13 protein-coding genes are annotated in these 16927 nt (G+C 73.3%); 3 read left to right on the top strand and 10 right to left on the bottom strand.

The window, feature by feature from the left end; all coding sequences use genetic code 11:
* Positions 1-48 precede the first annotated feature (48 nt).
* A complete protein-coding gene (locus C4U03_RS01705) occupies positions 49-774 on the top strand; it encodes a DUF6597 domain-containing transcriptional factor (RefSeq protein WP_103936267.1) in 726 nt (241 codons plus the stop codon).
* A gap of 84 nt (positions 775-858) precedes the next feature.
* On the opposite strand, the gene C4U03_RS01700 is transcribed toward C4U03_RS01705, so the two are convergent.
* Complete coding sequence (locus tag C4U03_RS01700) at positions 859-1731, bottom strand: hypothetical protein (RefSeq protein ID WP_103935801.1); 873 nt, start codon at positions 1729-1731, stop codon at positions 859-861.
* Between the two features lie 47 nt (positions 1732-1778).
* Positions 1779-2882, bottom strand: coding sequence for an SLAC1 family transporter (locus C4U03_RS01695; protein WP_103935800.1), 1104 nt, complete (start codon positions 2880-2882; stop codon positions 1779-1781).
* A 71-nt stretch (positions 2883-2953) separates the two neighbouring features.
* Between C4U03_RS01695 and C4U03_RS01690 the strand changes: the two genes are divergently transcribed.
* The gene (locus C4U03_RS01690) at positions 2954-3889 is read left to right on the top strand and encodes a LysR family transcriptional regulator (RefSeq protein ID WP_103935799.1); all 936 of its coding nucleotides are present in this window, start codon (positions 2954-2956) and stop codon (positions 3887-3889) included.
* 238 nt (positions 3890-4127) lie between these two features.
* On the opposite strand, the gene C4U03_RS40975 is transcribed toward C4U03_RS01690, so the two are convergent.
* Positions 4128-4523, bottom strand: coding sequence for a hypothetical protein (locus C4U03_RS40975; RefSeq protein ID WP_200826964.1), 396 nt, complete (start codon positions 4521-4523; stop codon positions 4128-4130).
* A gap of 448 nt (positions 4524-4971) precedes the next feature.
* On the opposite strand from C4U03_RS40975, the gene C4U03_RS01680 reads away from it, so the two are divergent.
* Complete coding sequence (locus C4U03_RS01680) at positions 4972-5358, top strand: STAS domain-containing protein (protein WP_160146882.1); 387 nt, start codon at positions 4972-4974, stop codon at positions 5356-5358.
* On the opposite strand, the gene C4U03_RS01675 is transcribed toward C4U03_RS01680, so the two are convergent.
* The 7 genes from C4U03_RS01675 to C4U03_RS01645 all read right to left on the bottom strand — a co-directional run bounded on the left by C4U03_RS01675 (position 5355) and on the right by C4U03_RS01645 (position 16904).
* Complete coding sequence (locus C4U03_RS01675; RefSeq protein ID WP_103935797.1) at positions 5355-5927, bottom strand: STAS domain-containing protein; 573 nt, start codon at positions 5925-5927, stop codon at positions 5355-5357. The two genes, C4U03_RS01680 and C4U03_RS01675, sit on opposite strands and share 4 nt — an antisense overlap.
* 83 nt (positions 5928-6010) lie before the next feature.
* Positions 6011-7261, bottom strand: coding sequence for a helix-turn-helix domain-containing protein (locus C4U03_RS01670; protein ID WP_103935796.1), 1251 nt, complete (start codon positions 7259-7261; stop codon positions 6011-6013).
* A 249-nt stretch (positions 7262-7510) separates the two neighbouring features.
* Positions 7511-8974, bottom strand: coding sequence for a glutamate synthase subunit beta (locus tag C4U03_RS01665; RefSeq protein ID WP_103935795.1), 1464 nt, complete (start codon positions 8972-8974; stop codon positions 7511-7513).
* 14 nt (positions 8975-8988) lie between these two features.
* Positions 8989-13548: a glutamate synthase large subunit gene (gltB, locus tag C4U03_RS01660; protein ID WP_103935794.1), complete on the bottom strand. Its 4560-nt coding sequence runs from the start codon at positions 13546-13548 to the stop codon at positions 8989-8991.
* A gap of 360 nt (positions 13549-13908) precedes the next feature.
* Entirely contained in the window at positions 13909-15270 is a 1362-nt protein-coding gene (locus tag C4U03_RS39740; protein WP_146087229.1) for a hypothetical protein, read from the bottom strand.
* Positions 15271-15304: 34 nt separating this feature from the next.
* A complete protein-coding gene (locus tag C4U03_RS01650) occupies positions 15305-16081 on the bottom strand; it encodes a hypothetical protein (protein ID WP_103935792.1) in 777 nt (258 codons plus the stop codon).
* A gap of 145 nt (positions 16082-16226) precedes the next feature.
* Positions 16227-16904 (bottom strand): VIT1/CCC1 transporter family protein, encoded by a 678-nt coding sequence (locus C4U03_RS01645; protein ID WP_235017566.1) that lies wholly within the window; start codon positions 16902-16904, stop codon positions 16227-16229.
* Positions 16905-16927 lie beyond the last annotated feature (23 nt).

The following is a 16927-nucleotide window of genomic DNA, read 5'->3' as shown; positions in this document are numbered from 1 at the left end:
GTGCCTTCTTTCGCCCTGCCCGCACAGGCGGATGGTATGCATGGGGGCATGTCACGTTCGGCTTATCGGGAGCGGCCGGCGCCGGAGGGGTTCGGGTTCGCCTGCCTGTGGACGCATGAGCGTGGGCGGGGGGACGGGGCGTTCGTCCAGTTGGTCGTTCCGGATGGTTGTGTGGACGTGGTCTGGTCGGATGGGGGCGGGTTGCTGGTGGCCGGGCCGGACACCGGTCCGCAGCGGGCCGTGGTGCCGGCGGGCGGCCGGATGGCGGGGGTGAGGTTCCGGCCGGGTCTGGCTTCTCCGGCGTTGGGGGTGCCCGCCGATGCGGTGCGGGACGGCCGGGTGCCGTTGGCGGAGTTGTGGGGGGACACGGCGGAGGTTTTGGCGGAGCGGCTGGTGTCGGCGGCCGATCCGGTGGGGGTGCTGGCGGAGGCTGTGGCCGGGCGGGTGCGCGGGTCGGGGTTGCGGCCTGATCCGTGTGCAGCCGCGATGGTGGCGGCGCTGGCGAGGTGGCCGGTGCGGGAGGCTGCCGGGCGGCTGGGGTTGGGTGAGCGGCAGTTGCGGCGGCGGGCGGTGGCGGCGTTCGGGTACGGCCCGAAGACGTTGCAGCGGATTCTGCGTTTCCAGCGGGCGCTGGGGCTGGCCCGTTCGGGTGTGGGGGCCGCGGAGGCGGCGGGTGCGGCGGGTTATGCCGATCAGGCGCATCTGGCGCATGAGGTGCGGTCGCTGGCCGGGGTGACGTTCGGGGAGCTGACCGGCCGGGCCGCCGGGGTGTGACGGGTGCGTGGCCGTGTCGCGCAGTTCCCCGGGGTCGGTCGCCGTACGGCGTGAGCCGGCGGTCCGGCCGTGCCGTGGGGCGGGTCAGCCGAGGCGGCCGTAGGCGCGCAGGGTCTTGAGGCGGTCGACGGTGATGACGCCGCGCCATTCGTGTCCGGTGATCGGTGTCCAGATCGGGAAGTTGACGGTCCAGCCGCCGTCTTCGGTCTGAGCGTCGATGAGCGCGTCGAGGTGGTCGTCGATGAGGTCGTCGTCGAACAGGCGGCGGGCGAATCCGTGCGGGGTGGCGGCGAAGTCGAGCGGGAAGTGCGCCTCGCCGGTGGCGTGGGGGTCCAGGGTGACCGAGTCCAGGATCGGTTTGCGCAGTCGTTCGAAGGCGGCTTCGGCTCTGGCCCGGTCGGGGACGTGGTCGAGGAAGGTCAGGACGGCGTACGCGATGTAGGGGGGCACTTCGTTCAGCGCGTCGATGGCCGTCCAGCAGAAGGCGGTGGCGCGTGGGAGCCAGGGGTGGCGGGAGCCGATGCGGTGGAGTTGCCCGGCGAGGGTGGCGGTGGGGACCAGGGAGCCTGGAGGGACGTCGGGGGTCTGCCACCAGGGAGCGTGAGGTGTGTCGCGCACGCTGGGGAGCACGAACGGCACTCCCCCGTCCGGTGCGGTGATCGTGGTGAGGTGGTCGCAGAGGCGGTCGATGGCCGGGTCGTCGTGTTGTCCGGCCTCGTGCAGGAGTTCGAGGGCGTGCTGGGCGGGTACGGGCTGGCTGCCGTCGCCTCGCAGGTCGGGTTCGAGGGCGTTGCCGTAGCCGCCGTCGGGGTTTTCGTACGGGCGTAGCGCCGCGGTGAGGGGCTCGGCCGCTCCTCCTTGGAACAGGAGTTGGAAGCGGCGGCGTTCGAGCACTCGTGCGTTCAGCCACAGGAATCGTTCGGCGGCGGTGAGCCGGTCGGTGGTGAGGGTCTTCATGACCTCGACCTTAGGGATTCCTCGGGTGGGGGTCTTGTAGGAATCGGTCATGGGGTGGGCGGCTGGAGGAGCCTGCCGGTGGCGGTGCCGCGGGCGGTGTGCAGGGCGGCGGTCGTCCAGGCGGTGACGAGCAGGAGGTAGAGGGCGGCGGCCAGGGCGGTGAAGGCGGGGTGGCCGGTGTGCCGGGCCAGGGCGGCGGCGCCGGTGACGCAGGTGCCGACCGGGAAGGTGTAGGCCCACCAGGTCATCGTGAAGGGCATGCCGTGGTGCAGGGCGCGCAGGTTGGCGGCTGCGGCGATGACGAGCCAGAGCATGGCGAAGCCGAGGACGGGCACTCCGTAGACGATCGCCAGGGTGTGCGTGGCGGCGGCGTGCTGGGGGGCGGCGGTGGTGGCGCCGTCGGCGAGGTGGGCGACGGCGGTGGTGGACTGGCCGAGGGGGCCGAGCACCAGGAACAGGGTGGGGGTCAGCGGCTGTGGGAGCCGTGGTGTGGCGGCCAGGACGGCGGGCAGGAGCGCCAGGGTGGCCAGGACTCCGGCGCCCAGCAGCGCCTGGCAGGCGTACAGCATGGTCTCGCGGGCCTGGCCGGGCGGCAGGTGCGGGATCAGCGGCGGGCCGAGCGCGGCGGCCACCACGGGCGCCACGACGGGCAGCAGCCAGGTGGGGGTGGGCGAGGCCGTCCGGGTGGCGGGTCTGGTGATCAGCAGGTAGGGGATGCCGGTCGCCACGGCCACGGCGTACAGGGCGCCGGTCGTCCACAGTGCTGTGGCGGCGGTGGTGGCGGTGGCCGGGCCGAGGATGTCGCGGCCGAGTACGAGGGTTCCGTGGCCGACCGCGAGGAGGGCCATCGGCGGGCAGCCGTAGAAGACCGCTGTGGAGGGGTCGGCCAGCAGGTGGGCGCGGGCCTGGGTCCAGTGCCGGGTGAGGTGGAGCGCGCGGGCCGTCATGACGGTGAGCAGCAGTACGGCCGACAGCGCCCAGAAGGCCACGGCGGCGGTGTGCAGGCCGGGCGGGTTCAGGGGCAGTGCGTGCGCGCCGTTCGCCACGATCGCCGTGCCCATCACGCAGGCGTACCAGTTGGGTCCCAGGTGCCGGAGCGTTCCGGCGGGGCGGGCCGGGGCGTGCGGCGGCGCGGGGCGCAGGGCGGTCATGGGGTCCATCGTCGGAGCGCGCCGGGGCCGCCGGTAGAGGTCATCGCGCTATGAGGTCATAAGCTGGGTTTATGACCCCGGTGTCCCGTCGTGTCCCGGACCTGGCCGCGCTGGAGCTGCTGCTGGCGGTGGTGCGGCTGGGCAGCGTGGGCCGGGCGGCGGCCGAGCTGGAGATCACGCAGCCCGCCGCCAGTGCCCGTATCCGCTCGATGGAGCGGCGGCTCGGGGTGGCCCTGCTGGAGCGGTCCCCGCGCGGGTCGCGGCCGACGGAGGCGGGTGCGCTGGTCGCCGGGTGGGCGGCGCAGGTGGTCGAGGCGGCGCAGGCGCTGGAGGCGGGCGCCCGGGCGCTGCGGGAGCGGCGGGACGGGCGGCTGCGGGTGGTGGCCAGCCTCACCGTCGCCGAGTATCTGATGCCGGGCTGGCTGCTGGCGTTGCACGAGGTCCGGCCGGGGACGGCGGTGACGCTGCGCACGGCGAACTCCGCGGCGGTCGCCGAGCGGGTGCTGGCGGGCGAGGCCGATCTGGGGTTCGTGGAGGGCATCGGCGCCCCGGCCGGGCTGGGCGGGACGGTGGTCGCCACCGACAGCCTGGTCGTGGTGGTGGCGCCCCGGCATCCGTGGGCGCGGCGGCGCGGCGCCGTCACCGCCGGGGAGCTGGCGGGCACTCCCCTGGTGCTGCGGGAGCAGGGGTCGGGCACCCGTGAGGTGCTGGACCGGGCGCTGGCCGCGTTCGGTGGGGCCGCGGCGCCGCTGCTGGAGCTGGCCTCCACGACGGCGCTCAAGGCGGCCGCGGTGTCGGGGGCCGGTCCGGTGGTGGTCAGCGAGCTGGCGGTGGCCGACGAGGTGGCCGGGGGCCGGCTGGTCGCGGTGCCGGTCGCCGACCTGGATCTGCGCCGCCCGCTGCGGGCGGTGTGGCCGGCCGGGCGGCGCCCGTCCGGTCCGGCCCGCGATCTGCTGTCACTGGCGCGTCCCTCGCCGCGCCCGCGGCGCGGCGGTCCGCGGGCCTGAGGTCGCGCGGTCTCGTCTCGTCGCGGCGCGGGCCGCTCGTTTCCGGCGGTCTTCGCCGGCCCCGCGGGGGAAGGGTGGCCGCGGGTCGGCGGCGTGTTCCCGGGGGTGTGCCGGGTCCGGCCGCATGGCCGAGGGGCCGAGGACCCGCGGTCCCTGCCCCTCGGCGTCCGTCCTCATGCGGGCGGACGGGGCACATCACGATCGGCGCGGCCGAGTATTGCGCCGGGAGCCGCCTCGGTCAGCGGTATTCGTGGCGCTCCTCCTTCTTCTCCCTCTTTTCCTTCTCCTTCTTCTCCTGCTTCTCGTGCTCCTCGTGGCCCGTCTTGCGGCCGTCCCCGTAGCCCTGCCCGTAACCGTCCTGGCGGCCGTCCCCGTAGCCCTTTCCGTAGCCCTCTTCGCGGCCGTCCTGGCGGCCGTCCCCGTAGCCGGCGCCGTAGCCCTCCTCGCGGCCGTCCTTGTGGCCGTTGCCGTAGCCGGCGCCGTAGCCCTCCCAGTAGCCGGGGTCCTTGTGGTGGCCGCTCCAGTCCGCCGTGACCGAGACGTCGGTGCCGGCCGCCATGGCGGCCGGAGCCGTCATCAGGACACCGCCGAGGGCGGCGGACACGACACCGGCCGCGGCCAGTCGCTTCATCATCTGAGCCTCCCAGCTCATCATCGGGAAAGTTCGCATTCCTGCGAGGTGCAGGGCACGGTTAGAGATAACCCGGCCCGTGGAAACTCATGCGGCGGTACGAGGAACAAGCTCCATGCTTGGCGAGATCATTACCACGTGCCGGTCGCGCAGCACGAAAAACGCGGAATGTCTCCTTTTGGAGATAAGCGGACGATGAATCATGGGCGTCATTCGTTCCGGGACGGTCAGGGCAGGAATGTTTTCTCCGCGGCCGGGTGTTCGGCCGCATCCGTGACCTGACGCCTTTCCCACCGCCCTTTCCCCGGGGGCCGCCGCACCCGGAAGGCGGTCGGGAACTCGGGGTGTCGGCGTGCTCACCGCCGTATGCCCGCCATCCGGCGCCTTACCTCGCCCGGGATGTTGCGGCCATACTGGGGTCACCAAGAGGACGAGTCGACAGGAGGGGCAAGTGGTCTCCGTAGTGCCCCACGGTCCAGGCGACCAGCTCACCATCACCATCGGCCGGCGGGAGGGCTGGATCGTCGTCGAGGTGAGCGGCGAGCTCGACCTGTCGTCCGTCGACCAGCTCAAGTCCGCGGTCAAGGCCGCCCTGAAAGGAGTCGACGAACCTCGGCTGGCGCTGGACCTGGCAGGCGTGGAGTTCTGCGACTCCAGTGGCCTGACCACCTTCGTCCACCTGCGGCAGGACGTCGAGCGGCGCGCGGGGAGGTTCGTCCTCCTGCGGCCCCATCCGTACGTGAGGCAAGTGCTGGAGATGACCGGCCTATCTCCGGAGATCGGCGTCCGTGACGGCCTCTCCGGCGAGGATCCCGGGCTGACCGAGCTGAGCGCCTAGAGACCGGACGCGGCCGCCCCCGCCCGCGGTCCCGTGGACGGGGGCGGGACCGGGCGAACGGCCTGCGGGCCGGGATTTCGGTCGGCGGCGCGGGCGTCCTCGGCGAGGCGTTCGGCCGGAGCCGGGTGATCCTGGCCGGCGTGCCGGGCGAGGAGGTCGGTCAGGTCCGTCGCCCAGCGCATCACCGACCCCGTCGTCCCCAGGTGCAGGGCGGTGTAGACGGGGCTGTCGGTGGGGGCGACCAGGTGCAGGGTGCCGCGGGCGGCGCGGACGGCGAAGCGGGTCTTGGCCAGCAGGACCGCGCCCCGGGCGTCGATGGCGGTGACCTCGGTCAGATCCAGCGCCAGGTGCAGCGGCGGCGGGGCCAGCACGATGGTGGACAGCAGTTCGGCCTCGGCGGTGACCACGGTGCCGGCCTGCAGCGGACCGGCCATCTTCAGCACGGTGAACGGTCCCCGCCGGAAGGACCCGACCACCGGGCCCGCCGCGGGCCGTTCGGCCGACGCGCCGCCCACGAGCAGATCGGTGCCGGGCGGCGCGGACTGCGGTGTGGTCGGGTCGGCGAGCACGGGCGCGGTATCCCTTCCTGGTCGGCGGGCGGACCTGAGATGACCCAAGACTGTTACATGAAACATTATTCGTCAAATAACGGTCATGTGACAGGGTCCGCCTCAGAGTCCGCGGAGGCGGCCCCGGGGAGTGCGCGGGCCAGCCAGGCGACCAGGGTCATCTCCAGTTCCAGCCGCCGCTCCAAGTCGTACAGCTCCTCCCCGAACAGGTCCTGGAGCTGGTGCAGCCGGTAGCGGACGGTCTGCGGATGCACCTGCAGCCGGCCGGCCACCTCGGTGGCGTTGAAGCCACAGCGCAGGCACTCCAGCAGGGTGCGGGCCAGCCGGACCCGCTGGGAGGGGCGCACGCCGGTCAGCGGTTCCAGCCGGCGCGCGGCGACCAGGGCGACCAGTTCCTCGCTGCGCATGACAGCCAGGGCCGGCATGTGCTCGGTGGCGACCACCAGCCGGTCGTCGGGCAGCAGGCCGCGTCTGGCCAGGGCGAGCGCTGCACGGGCCCAGCGCAGCGAGCGGGCGGTCTGCGCGGGGTCGGCCATGGGGTCGACGGTGGGGCCGGCGGCGGCGACCCAGCCGTGCAGCGCGCCGTTCAGCATCGCGCGGCGGCCCGGACCGTCCGGGTCGGGGACGATGGCGCACGGGTCGCCGCGGTCGATGTCGACCAGCACCTCCGGCGGCAGCGCCGGCGGGCGGAACCCGATCTCCCCCCGCTCGTGGAAGACGACCACGCACAGGGTGCGCGGGATCGGCCAGCGCGCCAGCCGGGCCAGGTCCTCCACGGCCTGGGGGGCGGCGGTGTCGGTCAGCAGCAGTTCCATCAGCCGGCGGCGCCGGTTCTGCAGTTCCCCGGCCGCCCGTGCGGTGGCCTCGGCGTGCCCCCGCACGGCGGCGGCCGACAGCACCTCCAGGTAGGCGAAGACACCCTCGGCCAGGTGGCCGAGGGTCTGCCGGGAGATGCCGAGTCGGCCGGACTGCTCCCCCAGCGCGCGGATCGCCAGCCGGGCACCCAGCCGCAGCGCCACCTCCCAGGGATCCAGGGTGCGGCCCTCCCTGGCCTCCCCGTAGCCGACGTCCCGGAAGAACTCCAGAGTGTCGTCCCACGGGGTGTCGGGGTCGGCGATGAGGTCCACGAAGTGGCCGATGGCCTTCTCCACCGCGCCGCGCAGCACCTCGTCGTACTTGGGGTCGGCGGGCCGGACGTACTCGGGCACCTGCCGCCGGATGGCGGCCACGGCCTCCTCGGCAACCAGCGGGACGAACGGGCGGAAGTTCAGGGCGACCTCCCGCGGCACGTTGCGCCACGGCTGCCTGCCGTCGTCTGCCTCCAGGGAGCCCAAGCTGCTCACCCCCGCGCTCGGTGGGCCGGTCACAGCACTCGCTGCACCGTACTCGTCCCCCGGCGCGAAGGACCGTCCATGATCCCAAAGGTTTGCGAACGCCGTTGTCACCTCGCTGACAGGGCCGAGGCGTCACCCGCCGAGCGGGCGGCTCGGCGGGCGCCGTGCACGGCGAACGCCCGCCGTGATCTCGTCGTGACAGCGAGATCACGGCGGGCGCGGTGCCGCGGGGGCGCCCCGGCGGGTGGGTCAGGCGATGGGGCGGGCCGTCGGCGGGATCGGGTACGGCAGGGCCGTCGTCCCGGACAGGTAGGCGTCCACGCCGGCGGCGGCGGCGCGGCCCTCGGCGATGGCCCACACGATCAGCGACTGGCCGCGACCCATGTCCCCGGCGGCGAAGACGCCATCGACCGAGGTGGCGTAGGAGGCGTCGCGGACCACGTTGCCGCGCTGGTCCAGCTCGACTCCGAGCTGCTCCAGCAGGCCCTCGCGCTGCGGGCCGAGGAAGCCCATGGCGAGGGTGACCAGCTGCGCCGGCAGCTCCCGCTCGGTGCCGGGAATCGGCTTGAACCCGGTCTGCGGGCCCTCCACGCCGACCACCTTGAGCGCCCGCACGTTGCCGTCCTCGTCGCCGAGGAACTCCACGGTGTTCAGCGCGTACAGCCGCTCGCCGCCGAGGCCGGCCAGCTCCTCGTGGGCGCTTTCCATCTTGTAGAGCATCGGGTAGGTCGGCCACGGCTGGCTGTCCGGGCGGGTCTGCGGCGGCCTGGGCATGATCTCCAGCTGGGTGACCGAGGCGGCGCCCTGCCGGATCGCGGTGCCGATGCAGTCGGCGCCGGTGTCGCCGCCGCCGATCACCACCACGTGCTTGCCGGCGGCGGTGATCTTCGGCTCGGCGTAGTCGCCCTCCTGCACCCGGTTGGCGTCCGGCAGGTACTCCATCGCCTGGTACACGCCGGCCAGGTCACGGCCGGGCACCGGCAGGTCGCGGCGGACGGTGGCGCCGCCGGCCAGCAGCACCACGTCGTAGCGCTCGCGCAGTTGCTCGGCGGTGACGTCGACGCCGACGTTCACCGAGGTCTTGAACTCGGTGCCCTCGGCGCGCATCTGCTCCAGCCGCCGCTCCAGATGGCGCTTTTCCATCTTGAACTCGGGGATGCCGTAGCGCAGCAGCCCGCCGATGCGGTCGTCGCGCTCGTAGACGGTCACCTCGTGCCCGGCGCGGGTGAGCTGCTGGGCGGCGGCCAGCCCGGCGGGGCCGGAGCCGACGACGGCGACCTTCCTGCCGGTCCGCACCGCCGGCGGCCGGGGGGCGACCCAGCCCTCGGCCCAGGCCCGGTCGATGATCTCGGCCTCCACCCGCTTGATCGTCACCGGGTCGGAGTTGATGCCCAGCACGCACGCCGTCTCGCACGGGGCGGGGCACAGCTTCCCGGTGAACTCCGGGAAGTTGTTGGTGGCGTGCAGCCGCTCGACGGCCTCCCGCCAGTCGGTGCGGTAGACCAGGTCGTTCCACTCGGGGATGAGGTTGCCCAGCGGGCAGCCCTGGTGGCAGAACGGGATGCCGCAGTCCATGCAGCGGCTGGCCTGCTTCTCCAGCCGGTCGCGGCCGAAGCTCTCGTAGACCTCGCTCCAGCTCTTGATGCGCACGTCCACCGGGCGGCGTTCGGGAAGCTCCCGCGGGACGGTCAGGAAACCCTTCGGGTCGGCCATGTGGAGCCCCCCTTTCAGCTCTGGCTGGCGGCCATGATGGCCTCGTCGACGTCGCGGCCCTCGGCCTCGGCCCTGGCCTTGGCCCGCAGGACCCGCTTGTAGTCCCGCGGCATGATCTTGGAGAAGCGGTCCAGGGAGCCCTCCCAGTCGACCAGCAGCTTGTCGGCCACGGTGGAGCCGGTCTCGGCCAGGTGCCGTTCGACGATCTCGCGCAGGAAGGCGCGGTCGCCGTCGTCCAGCGGCTCGATCTCCACCATCTCGGTGTTGACCCGCGCCGGCACCAGGTCCAGCACGTAGGCGATGCCGCCGGACATGCCGGCCGCCAGGTTGCGGCCGGTGCCGCCGAGGATCACCGCCCGGCCCCCGGTCATGTACTCCAGCGCGTGGTCGCCGACGCCCTCGACGACGGCGGTGGCGCCGGAGTTGCGCACGCAGAACCGCTCGCCGACGATGCCGCGGGCGAAGAACTCGCCCGAGGTGGCCCCGTACAGGATCACATTGCCGGCGATGATCTGCCGTTCGGCCTCGAACGGGGCGGCCGGGTCGGGCCGCACCGAGATCCGCCCGCCCGACAGGCCCTTGCCGACGTAGTCGTTGGCGTCGCCGATCAGCCGCAGCGTGACGCCGCGCGGGACGAACGCGCCAAAGGAGTTGCCCGCCGACCCGGTGAAGGTGATGTCGACGGTGTCGGCCGGCAGCCCGGCGCCGCCGTGCCGCAGTGTGATCTCGTGCCCGAGCATCGTGCCGACGGTGCGGTTGACGTTGCGGATGGGCACCTCCAGCGTGACCTTCTCGCCGCCCGTGATGGCGCTTTCGGCGAGTTGGATCAGCGTGTTGTCCAGTGCCTTCTCCAGCCCGTGGTCCTGGCCGGTGACGCAGCGCAGCGCCGCGCCGTCGGCCAGTTCGGGCCGGTGCAGGATCGGGGTGAGGTCCAGCCCGGCGGCCTTCCAGTGGTCGACGGCCCGCTCGGTGTCGAGCAGGTCGAGGCGGCCGATGGCCTCGTCCAGGGAACGGAAGCCCAGGGCGGCCAGGTACTCGCGGACCTCCTCGGCGATGAACTCGAAGAAGTTGACCACGAACTCCGGCCTGCCGCTGAACCGCTTGCGCAGCTCGGGGTTCTGGGTGGCCACGCCCACCGGACAGGTGTCCAGGTGGCACACGCGCATCATGACGCAGCCGGAGACCACCAGCGGGGCGGTGGCGAAGCCGTACTCCTCGGCGCCCAGCAGGGCGGCGATGATCACGTCACGGCCGGTCTTCATCTGCCCGTCGGTCTGCACCACGATCCGGTCGCGCAGCCCGTTGAGCAGCAGCGTCTGCTGGGTCTCGGCCAGGCCGAGCTCCCAGGGCGCGCCGGCGTGCTTGATCGAGGTGAGCGGGGAGGCGCCGGTGCCGCCGTCATGGCCGCTGATCAGCACCACGTCCGCGTGGGCCTTGGACACGCCCGCCGCGACCGTGCCGACCCCGACCTCGGCGACCAGCTTCACGTGGATGCGGGCGGCCGGGTTGGCGTTCTTCAGGTCGTGGATGAGCTGGGCCAAATCCTCAATGGAGTAGATGTCGTGGTGCGGGGGCGGCGAGATCAGGCCGACGCCCGGGGTGGAGTGCCGGGTCCTGGCGATCCACGGATAGACCTTGTGGCCGGGCAGTTGGCCGCCCTCGCCGGGCTTGGCGCCCTGGGCCATCTTGATCTGGATGTCGTCGGAGTTGGTCAGGTACTCCGCGGTCACCCCGAACCGGCCGGAGGCCACCTGCTTGATGGCGCTACGCCGCAGGTCGCCGTTGTCGTCGGGGGTGAACCGCGCGGGGTCCTCGCCGCCCTCGCCGGTGTTGGACTTGCCGCCGAGGCGGTTCATCGCGATGGCCAGGGTCTCGTGCGCCTCCGCCGAGATCGACCCGTAGGACATGGCGCCGGTGGAGAACCGCCGGACGATCGACTCGACCGGCTCCACCTCCTCGATCGGCACCGGCGGACGCTCGCCCTCCCGGAGCCGGAACAGCCCGCGCAGCGTCATCAGCTTCTCGGACTGGCCGTCCACCAGCCGGGTGTAGTCCTTGAAGATCTCGTAGCGGCGGGTGCGGGTGGCGTGCTGGAGCTTGAACACCGTCTCCGGGTTGAACAGGTGCGGCTCGCCCTCGCGGCGCCACTGGTACTCGCCGCCGACCTCCAGGGTGCGGTGCGCCGGGCCGTTGCCGCCGGCCGGGTAGGCGCGGGCGTGCCGCTCGGCGACCTCGCGGGCGATCACGTCGAAGCCCACCCCGCCCAGCCGGGAGGTGGTGCCGGTGAAGCAGCGCTTGACGACGTGCCCGCCGAGCCCGATGGCCTCGAAGATCTGGGCGCCGGTGTAGGAGGCGACCGTGGACACGCCCATCTTGGACATGATCTTCAGGACGCCCTTGCCGTAGGCCTTGACCGTGTTGCGCACGGCCTTGGCCGGCTCGATCCCGGTCAGCGTGCCGGTGGCGATCAGGTCCTCGACGGTCTCCAGGGCCAGGTACGGGTTGACCGCGGAGGCGCCGTAGCCGATCAGCAGCGCCATGTGGTGGCACTCGCGGGCGTCGCCGGTCTCCACCACCAGGCCGACCCGGGTGCGGGACTTCTCCCGGATCAGGTGGTGGTGGACGGCCCCGGTCAGCAGCAGCGACGGGATCGCCGCGCGGGTGCGGTCGGCGCCGCGGTCCGACAGCACGATGATCCGCGCGCCGTCGGAGATCGCCGCCGAGACCTCGGCGCAGACCTCCTCCAGCCGCGCCTGCAGGGCCTGGCCGCCGCCGGCCACCTCGTACAGGCCGTGCACGACGTGCGCCTGCAGGTGCGGCAGCGCGCCCTCGTCGTTGATGTGGACGATCTTGGCCAGCTCGTCGTTGTCCAGGATCGGGGTGGGCAGCACCAGCCGGCGGCAGGAGTCGGGCCCCGGCTCCAGCAGGTTGCCCTCCGGGCCCAGCGTGGACTGCAGGGAGGTGACCAGCTCCTCGCGGATGGCGTCCAGCGGCGGGTTGGTGACCTGTGCGAACAGCTGCTTGAAGTAGTCGAACAGCAGCCGCGGGCGTGCCGACAGCACCGCCAGCGGAGTGTCGGTGCCCATCGAGCCGATCGGCTCGGCGCCGGTGCGCGCCATCGGGGCCAGGATGACCCGCTGTTCCTCCAGCGTGTAGCCGAAGGTCTGCTGCCGGCGGACCAGCGCCTCGTGGTCGGCGACCTTGCGCTCGCGGGTGGGCAGCTCCCCGAAGCGCACCAGCCCGTCAGCCAGCCACTGGGCGTAGGGGTGCTCGGCGGCCAGCTCGGCCTTGATCTCGTCGTCCTCGATGATGCGGCCGGCGGCGGTGTCCACCAAGAAGATCCGGCCCGGCTGCAGCCGGCCCTTGCGCACCACCCGGTCGGCGGGGATGTCGTCGAGGACGCCGGACTCGCTGGACAGCACCACGAACCCGTCATCGGTCACCCAGAACCGGCCCGGGCGCAGCCCGTTGCGGTCCAGCACGGCACCGACCACGGTGCCGTCGGTGAAGGTGACGCTGGCCGGGCCGTCCCACGCCTCCATCAGGGTGGAGTGGAACTCGTAGAAGGCGCGGCGCGCCGGGTCCATCTCGGCGTGGTTCTCCCACGCCTCGGGGATCATCATCAGCACCGCGTGCGGCAGCGACCGGCCGCCCAGGTGCAGCAGTTCCAGGCACTCGTCGAAGGAGGCGGTGTCGCTGGCCTCGATGTCGATCACCGGGTAGATCCGCGACAGGTCGCCGGGGATCAGGTCCGACCTCAGCAGCGCCTCGCGGGCCCGCATCCAGTTGCGGTTGCCCTTGACGGTGTTGATCTCGCCGTTGTGGGCGATGAACCGGTACGGGTGCGCCAGCTCCCACGCCGGGAAGGTGTTGGTGGAGAAGCGCGAGTGCACCAGCGCGATGGCGGTGTCGTAGCGGCGGTCCGACAGGTCGGGGAAGAACGGCTCCAGCTGCGGGGTCGTCAGCATCCCCTTGTAGACGATGGTCCGCGACGACAGGCTGGGGAAGTAGACGGCCACGTCCTGCTCGGCGCGCTCGCGCATGCAGAACACCACGCGGTCCAGTTCCAGGCCGGTCTTGCCGGCGTGCGGCCCGTCGGCCGCGGCCGTGACGAACAGCTGGGCGAAGTGCGGCATGGTGCGGCGGGCCGCCGGGCCGCAGAAGGCCGGGTCGGTGGGCAGCTCGCGCCAACCCAGCACGGTCAGGCCCTCCTCGGCGCACAGCGCCTCGACGTGGGCGACCACGGCGGCGCGTTCGGTGCCGTCGGTGGGCAGGAACGCGGTCCCGGCGGCGTAGGCGCCGGCCGCAGGCAGCTCGAAGCCGGTGACCTCGCGGAAGAGGGCGTCCGGGAGCTGGGTGAGGATGCCCGCGCCGTCCCCGTCGTCGGGTTCGGCCCCTACCGCGCCGCGGTGGTCGAGGTTCCGCAGGACGGTCAGGGCCCTGCCGACGATGTCGTGGCTCTTGCGGCCGTGCAGGTCCGCGACCATGCCGACGCCGCACGCGTCATGCTCGTTCGCGGGGTCGTACAGGCCCTGGCGCGGGGGCAAGCCAGGTGTGAGGGCGGCAGCCGTCATCAACCCTCCCGTCATCGTGTCACTGCTGATGTCAGTGCAGTCCGGGACGGCGTTGGCCCTGCTGCTTTCCTTACACGAACACTATCTCAATGTCGAGATCATCCCGACCGGGCACGATCGCGAGACTCCTCCCGATCGACCACGATCGCGAGGCTTCTCCCGACCGGCCAGCGATGTCCCGGCCCGCCCGATATACCCGGTTCCACGGAAGCCCACGCCACATCGCGCGCATCGGCCCGTTTCCGCGCATCCAGGCGGCACCATCGACAAGTGGTTTAGACCAGCATAGCCGGGAGCGAAGCGGTGCAAATCGCCCCCTCCGGTGATCATCCTCACCGGAGGGGGCGGACCGGACGTTCCTCACCCGGCGGCGGCCGCGCGGCCCAGCACCGCTGGGGCCTTGCCGCCCTCGATCAGCAGGGCCAGCAGCGCCTCGTCGGTCTCGTCGCCCTCTCCGTCCAGGCGCTGCGCCCAGGAGATCACCGCGTAGTGGCCCATCGCCAGCCCGCGGGCCATGCTGAAGCCCTGCCCGAAGCCCTCCAGAGCGGAGGCGCCCGCGGTGGCCGACGCCGTGGGGCGCACCGTGACGCCGTCGTCGGCGCCGGTCAGCGGGCGGACGAAGCCGCCGCCCCGGCCCCGGCCGAGCGCGTCCACGAGCCGGTCGGCGTCGGCGGACGAGGCCAGATTGAAGATCGTGACGCTGAGCGCGTAGCCCCGCCCGGTGTCGGCGTACATGCCGCGGACCGCCTGCAGGCAGCCGCCCCGGCGCAGTTCGTCGCCGACCGCCCGCCCCCACACCGCGTGCGCGCAGTCGCCGTCCAGACGTTTACCGACCAGCTTCAGCCTGCTCCCCGCCTCCTTGACGGTGAGGCTGCGGGCCGAGCTGGGGAACGCCTCCTCCTCGGTGAGCGGGCTGCCGTCCTCGCCGCGCTGGTCGATCCCCGCATAGGCGTCGGTGGACGGGGAGCTGGAGTAGGAGGACGGCGACGAACCGCTGTCGGCGGGACGCCCGACCGACGCCTGCGGTCCCCCGGCCCGCCGGACAGTGTCCTCCTCGCCCGCGCCGGCCGTCAGCACGGCGATCCCGGCGACGAGGACCACGATGATCACCGCCGCCGCGCCGAAGAGCACCACCGGCGGAAATCCCCGGCGACCCGGCCGGGGCCGGGGCTCGCCGGGGCCGGCCGGGTCGTGGTCGCGCCGGACCGGTTCGGGTCCGCCCCGCATCCCGCCCTTGAACCCGCCCGTGGTCTTGGCCCTGTCCTCGGACTCCCTGGCCTTGCGGTCCTTGGCCCGGGGGCGCTGCGCCCCACCGCGTCCAGCGGGTCGTTCGGAGCCGGGGCCTCGGGACGCGCCGCGTCCGGCGCGGCCGCGCTCGGAGGGGCGCTGCGGGGAAGAGCGCTGCTCGGGAGGACGCCTGGCGCCGCCGCGCTCGGCAGGACGCCCGGCGCCGCCTTGCCTGGAAGGCCGTTCGACGCGCCCGCGCTCGGCGGGACGCTCCACGGGGCGTTCGGCGGGACCGCGCCCGTCCGTGCCGCGCCCGTCCGTACTGCGCCGGGGCGCGCCTGGCCTCGGGTCGGGCACGGGACCGCCGCGGCGGGGCTGCCCGCCGGGGGGTCTGGGGCGTCCGTCCGGGGTACGCCGGGGACCCGGCGCGGCGGGCCTGGCCCGCTGCGGGCCGGTGGGCCTGTCGCGGCGTGCGCCGGACTCGTCGTTCCTCACGTGCGCGCGGTACGGGGGGCGGGCGCCGGCACCGTCAGCTCGTCCTTCTGGCGTCGGGCAGCAACTGGAGCCGGCCCCACACGAAGTCGCCGGGCTTCTCCACCGCCAGGCTGACGTCGATCATCTCGTTCAGGTTGGCCGGCTGGGCGCCACCGGCCCGCTGCACCCACGCGACCACCACGTAGTGGCCGTAGACCTGGGCGTAGGCGGCGCTGAAGCCGCGGCCGAAGTCCTGCACGCCGGGGGCCTGCAGCGGCACCACGAACCCGGTCTCGGCCTCGGGGTTCAGGTCACGGACGATCTGGACGGCGCCCTCCTGGTCGGCCAGGTTGATCGCGATGAACTGCCCCACGTGCGCCTTGTCGCGGCTGACGTAGGCGCCGCGGACGACCTGGTTGCAGCCGTGCTTGGCCAGGTCCGCCTGCAGCCGGGCCCCCCACGTCACGGCCTTGCAGTCGGCCGACACGTCCGAGCCGGCCAGCGTGAAGGCGTACTTGCGGTAGCCGACGGACTTCATGGCGGGCGTGAACACCTCCCCCTCGGCCAGCGGCCGGGGATCGGCGGTGCGCCTGGCGAGCCCGGCGGTGTCCCTGTTGGCCATGGAGGGCGTGAAGACGGTCGGCAGGGCGGTCGACCGTCCGCCGCCCGTCTCCTCCTCACCGCCCATCACCAGCACCGCCGTGGCGACCGCGGCGACGATGACGACCACCGCGACCACGACGCCGATCAGCAGCTTCCTGGACCGGGCCGGTCGGGACGGCTGGGGCCGGTCGGCCGGCCAGAAGTCCTCTTCGGCCTTGCGTGTCGTCATGCGCGAGCCCGACTCGCTCACTTCGCCTCCGGTTCGCGAACGTGGATCAGCAGCGGTGAGCCTAGCGGCAGTGGGGGCCTCGGCGTGCCGAAAAGGCCGTTACATCCGGTTGCCGTACTCCATCGGCTCCCGCCGGATCCCGCCATCAGATCCCGCCGGTGCCGATCAGCGCGCCGACGAGGTAGGTGACCGCGGCGGCGGCCGCCCCGAACGCCAGCTGGCGCAGCCCGGAGAACCACCAGGGCCGGGCGGTCACCCGCGACACCAGCGCCCCGGCCGAGAACAGGCCGACGGCCGCGACCCCGGCCGCCGGCCACAGGGCGGTGGCCCCCACCAGGTAGGGGATCACCGGGAGCACCGCGCCCACCGCGAACGCCAGGAAGGACGAGCCGGCCGCCAGCACCGGGGACGGCAGGCTCGCCGGGTCGACGCCCAGCTCGTCGCGGGTATGGACGCGCAGGGCGTCGTCGATGTCCCCGGAGATCTGCCGGGCCGCCTCGGCGGCCAGTCCCGGCTCCAGCCCGCGCGCCCTGAGCCGCTCGGTCAGCTCGGCCTGCTCGGCCTCGGGGTGGCGCAGCAGCTCGCGCCGCTCCACCTCGATCTCGGCCCGGGCCAGCTCCGACTGGGAGGCCACCGAGATGTACTCCCCCGCCGCCATGGAGAACGCGCCGGCCGCCAGCCCCGCCAGCCCGGCCAGCACGACCACCGACCGGCCCGCGCCGCCGCCGGCGACCCCGGCGATCAGCGCGAAGTTGGACACCAGCCCGTCCATGGCGCCGAACACCGCCGGCCGCAGCCAGCCACCGGTGACATCACGATGCACGTGATGAGGGTCAGATGAGGTCA

The sequence above is a fragment of the Thermomonospora echinospora genome (assembly GCF_900108175.1).
GTDB lineage: Bacteria > Actinomycetota > Actinomycetes > Streptosporangiales > Streptosporangiaceae > Thermomonospora > Thermomonospora echinospora.
Note: the sequence above shows the minus strand (reverse complement) of the source record. Positions and strands in the feature narration are given on the sequence as shown.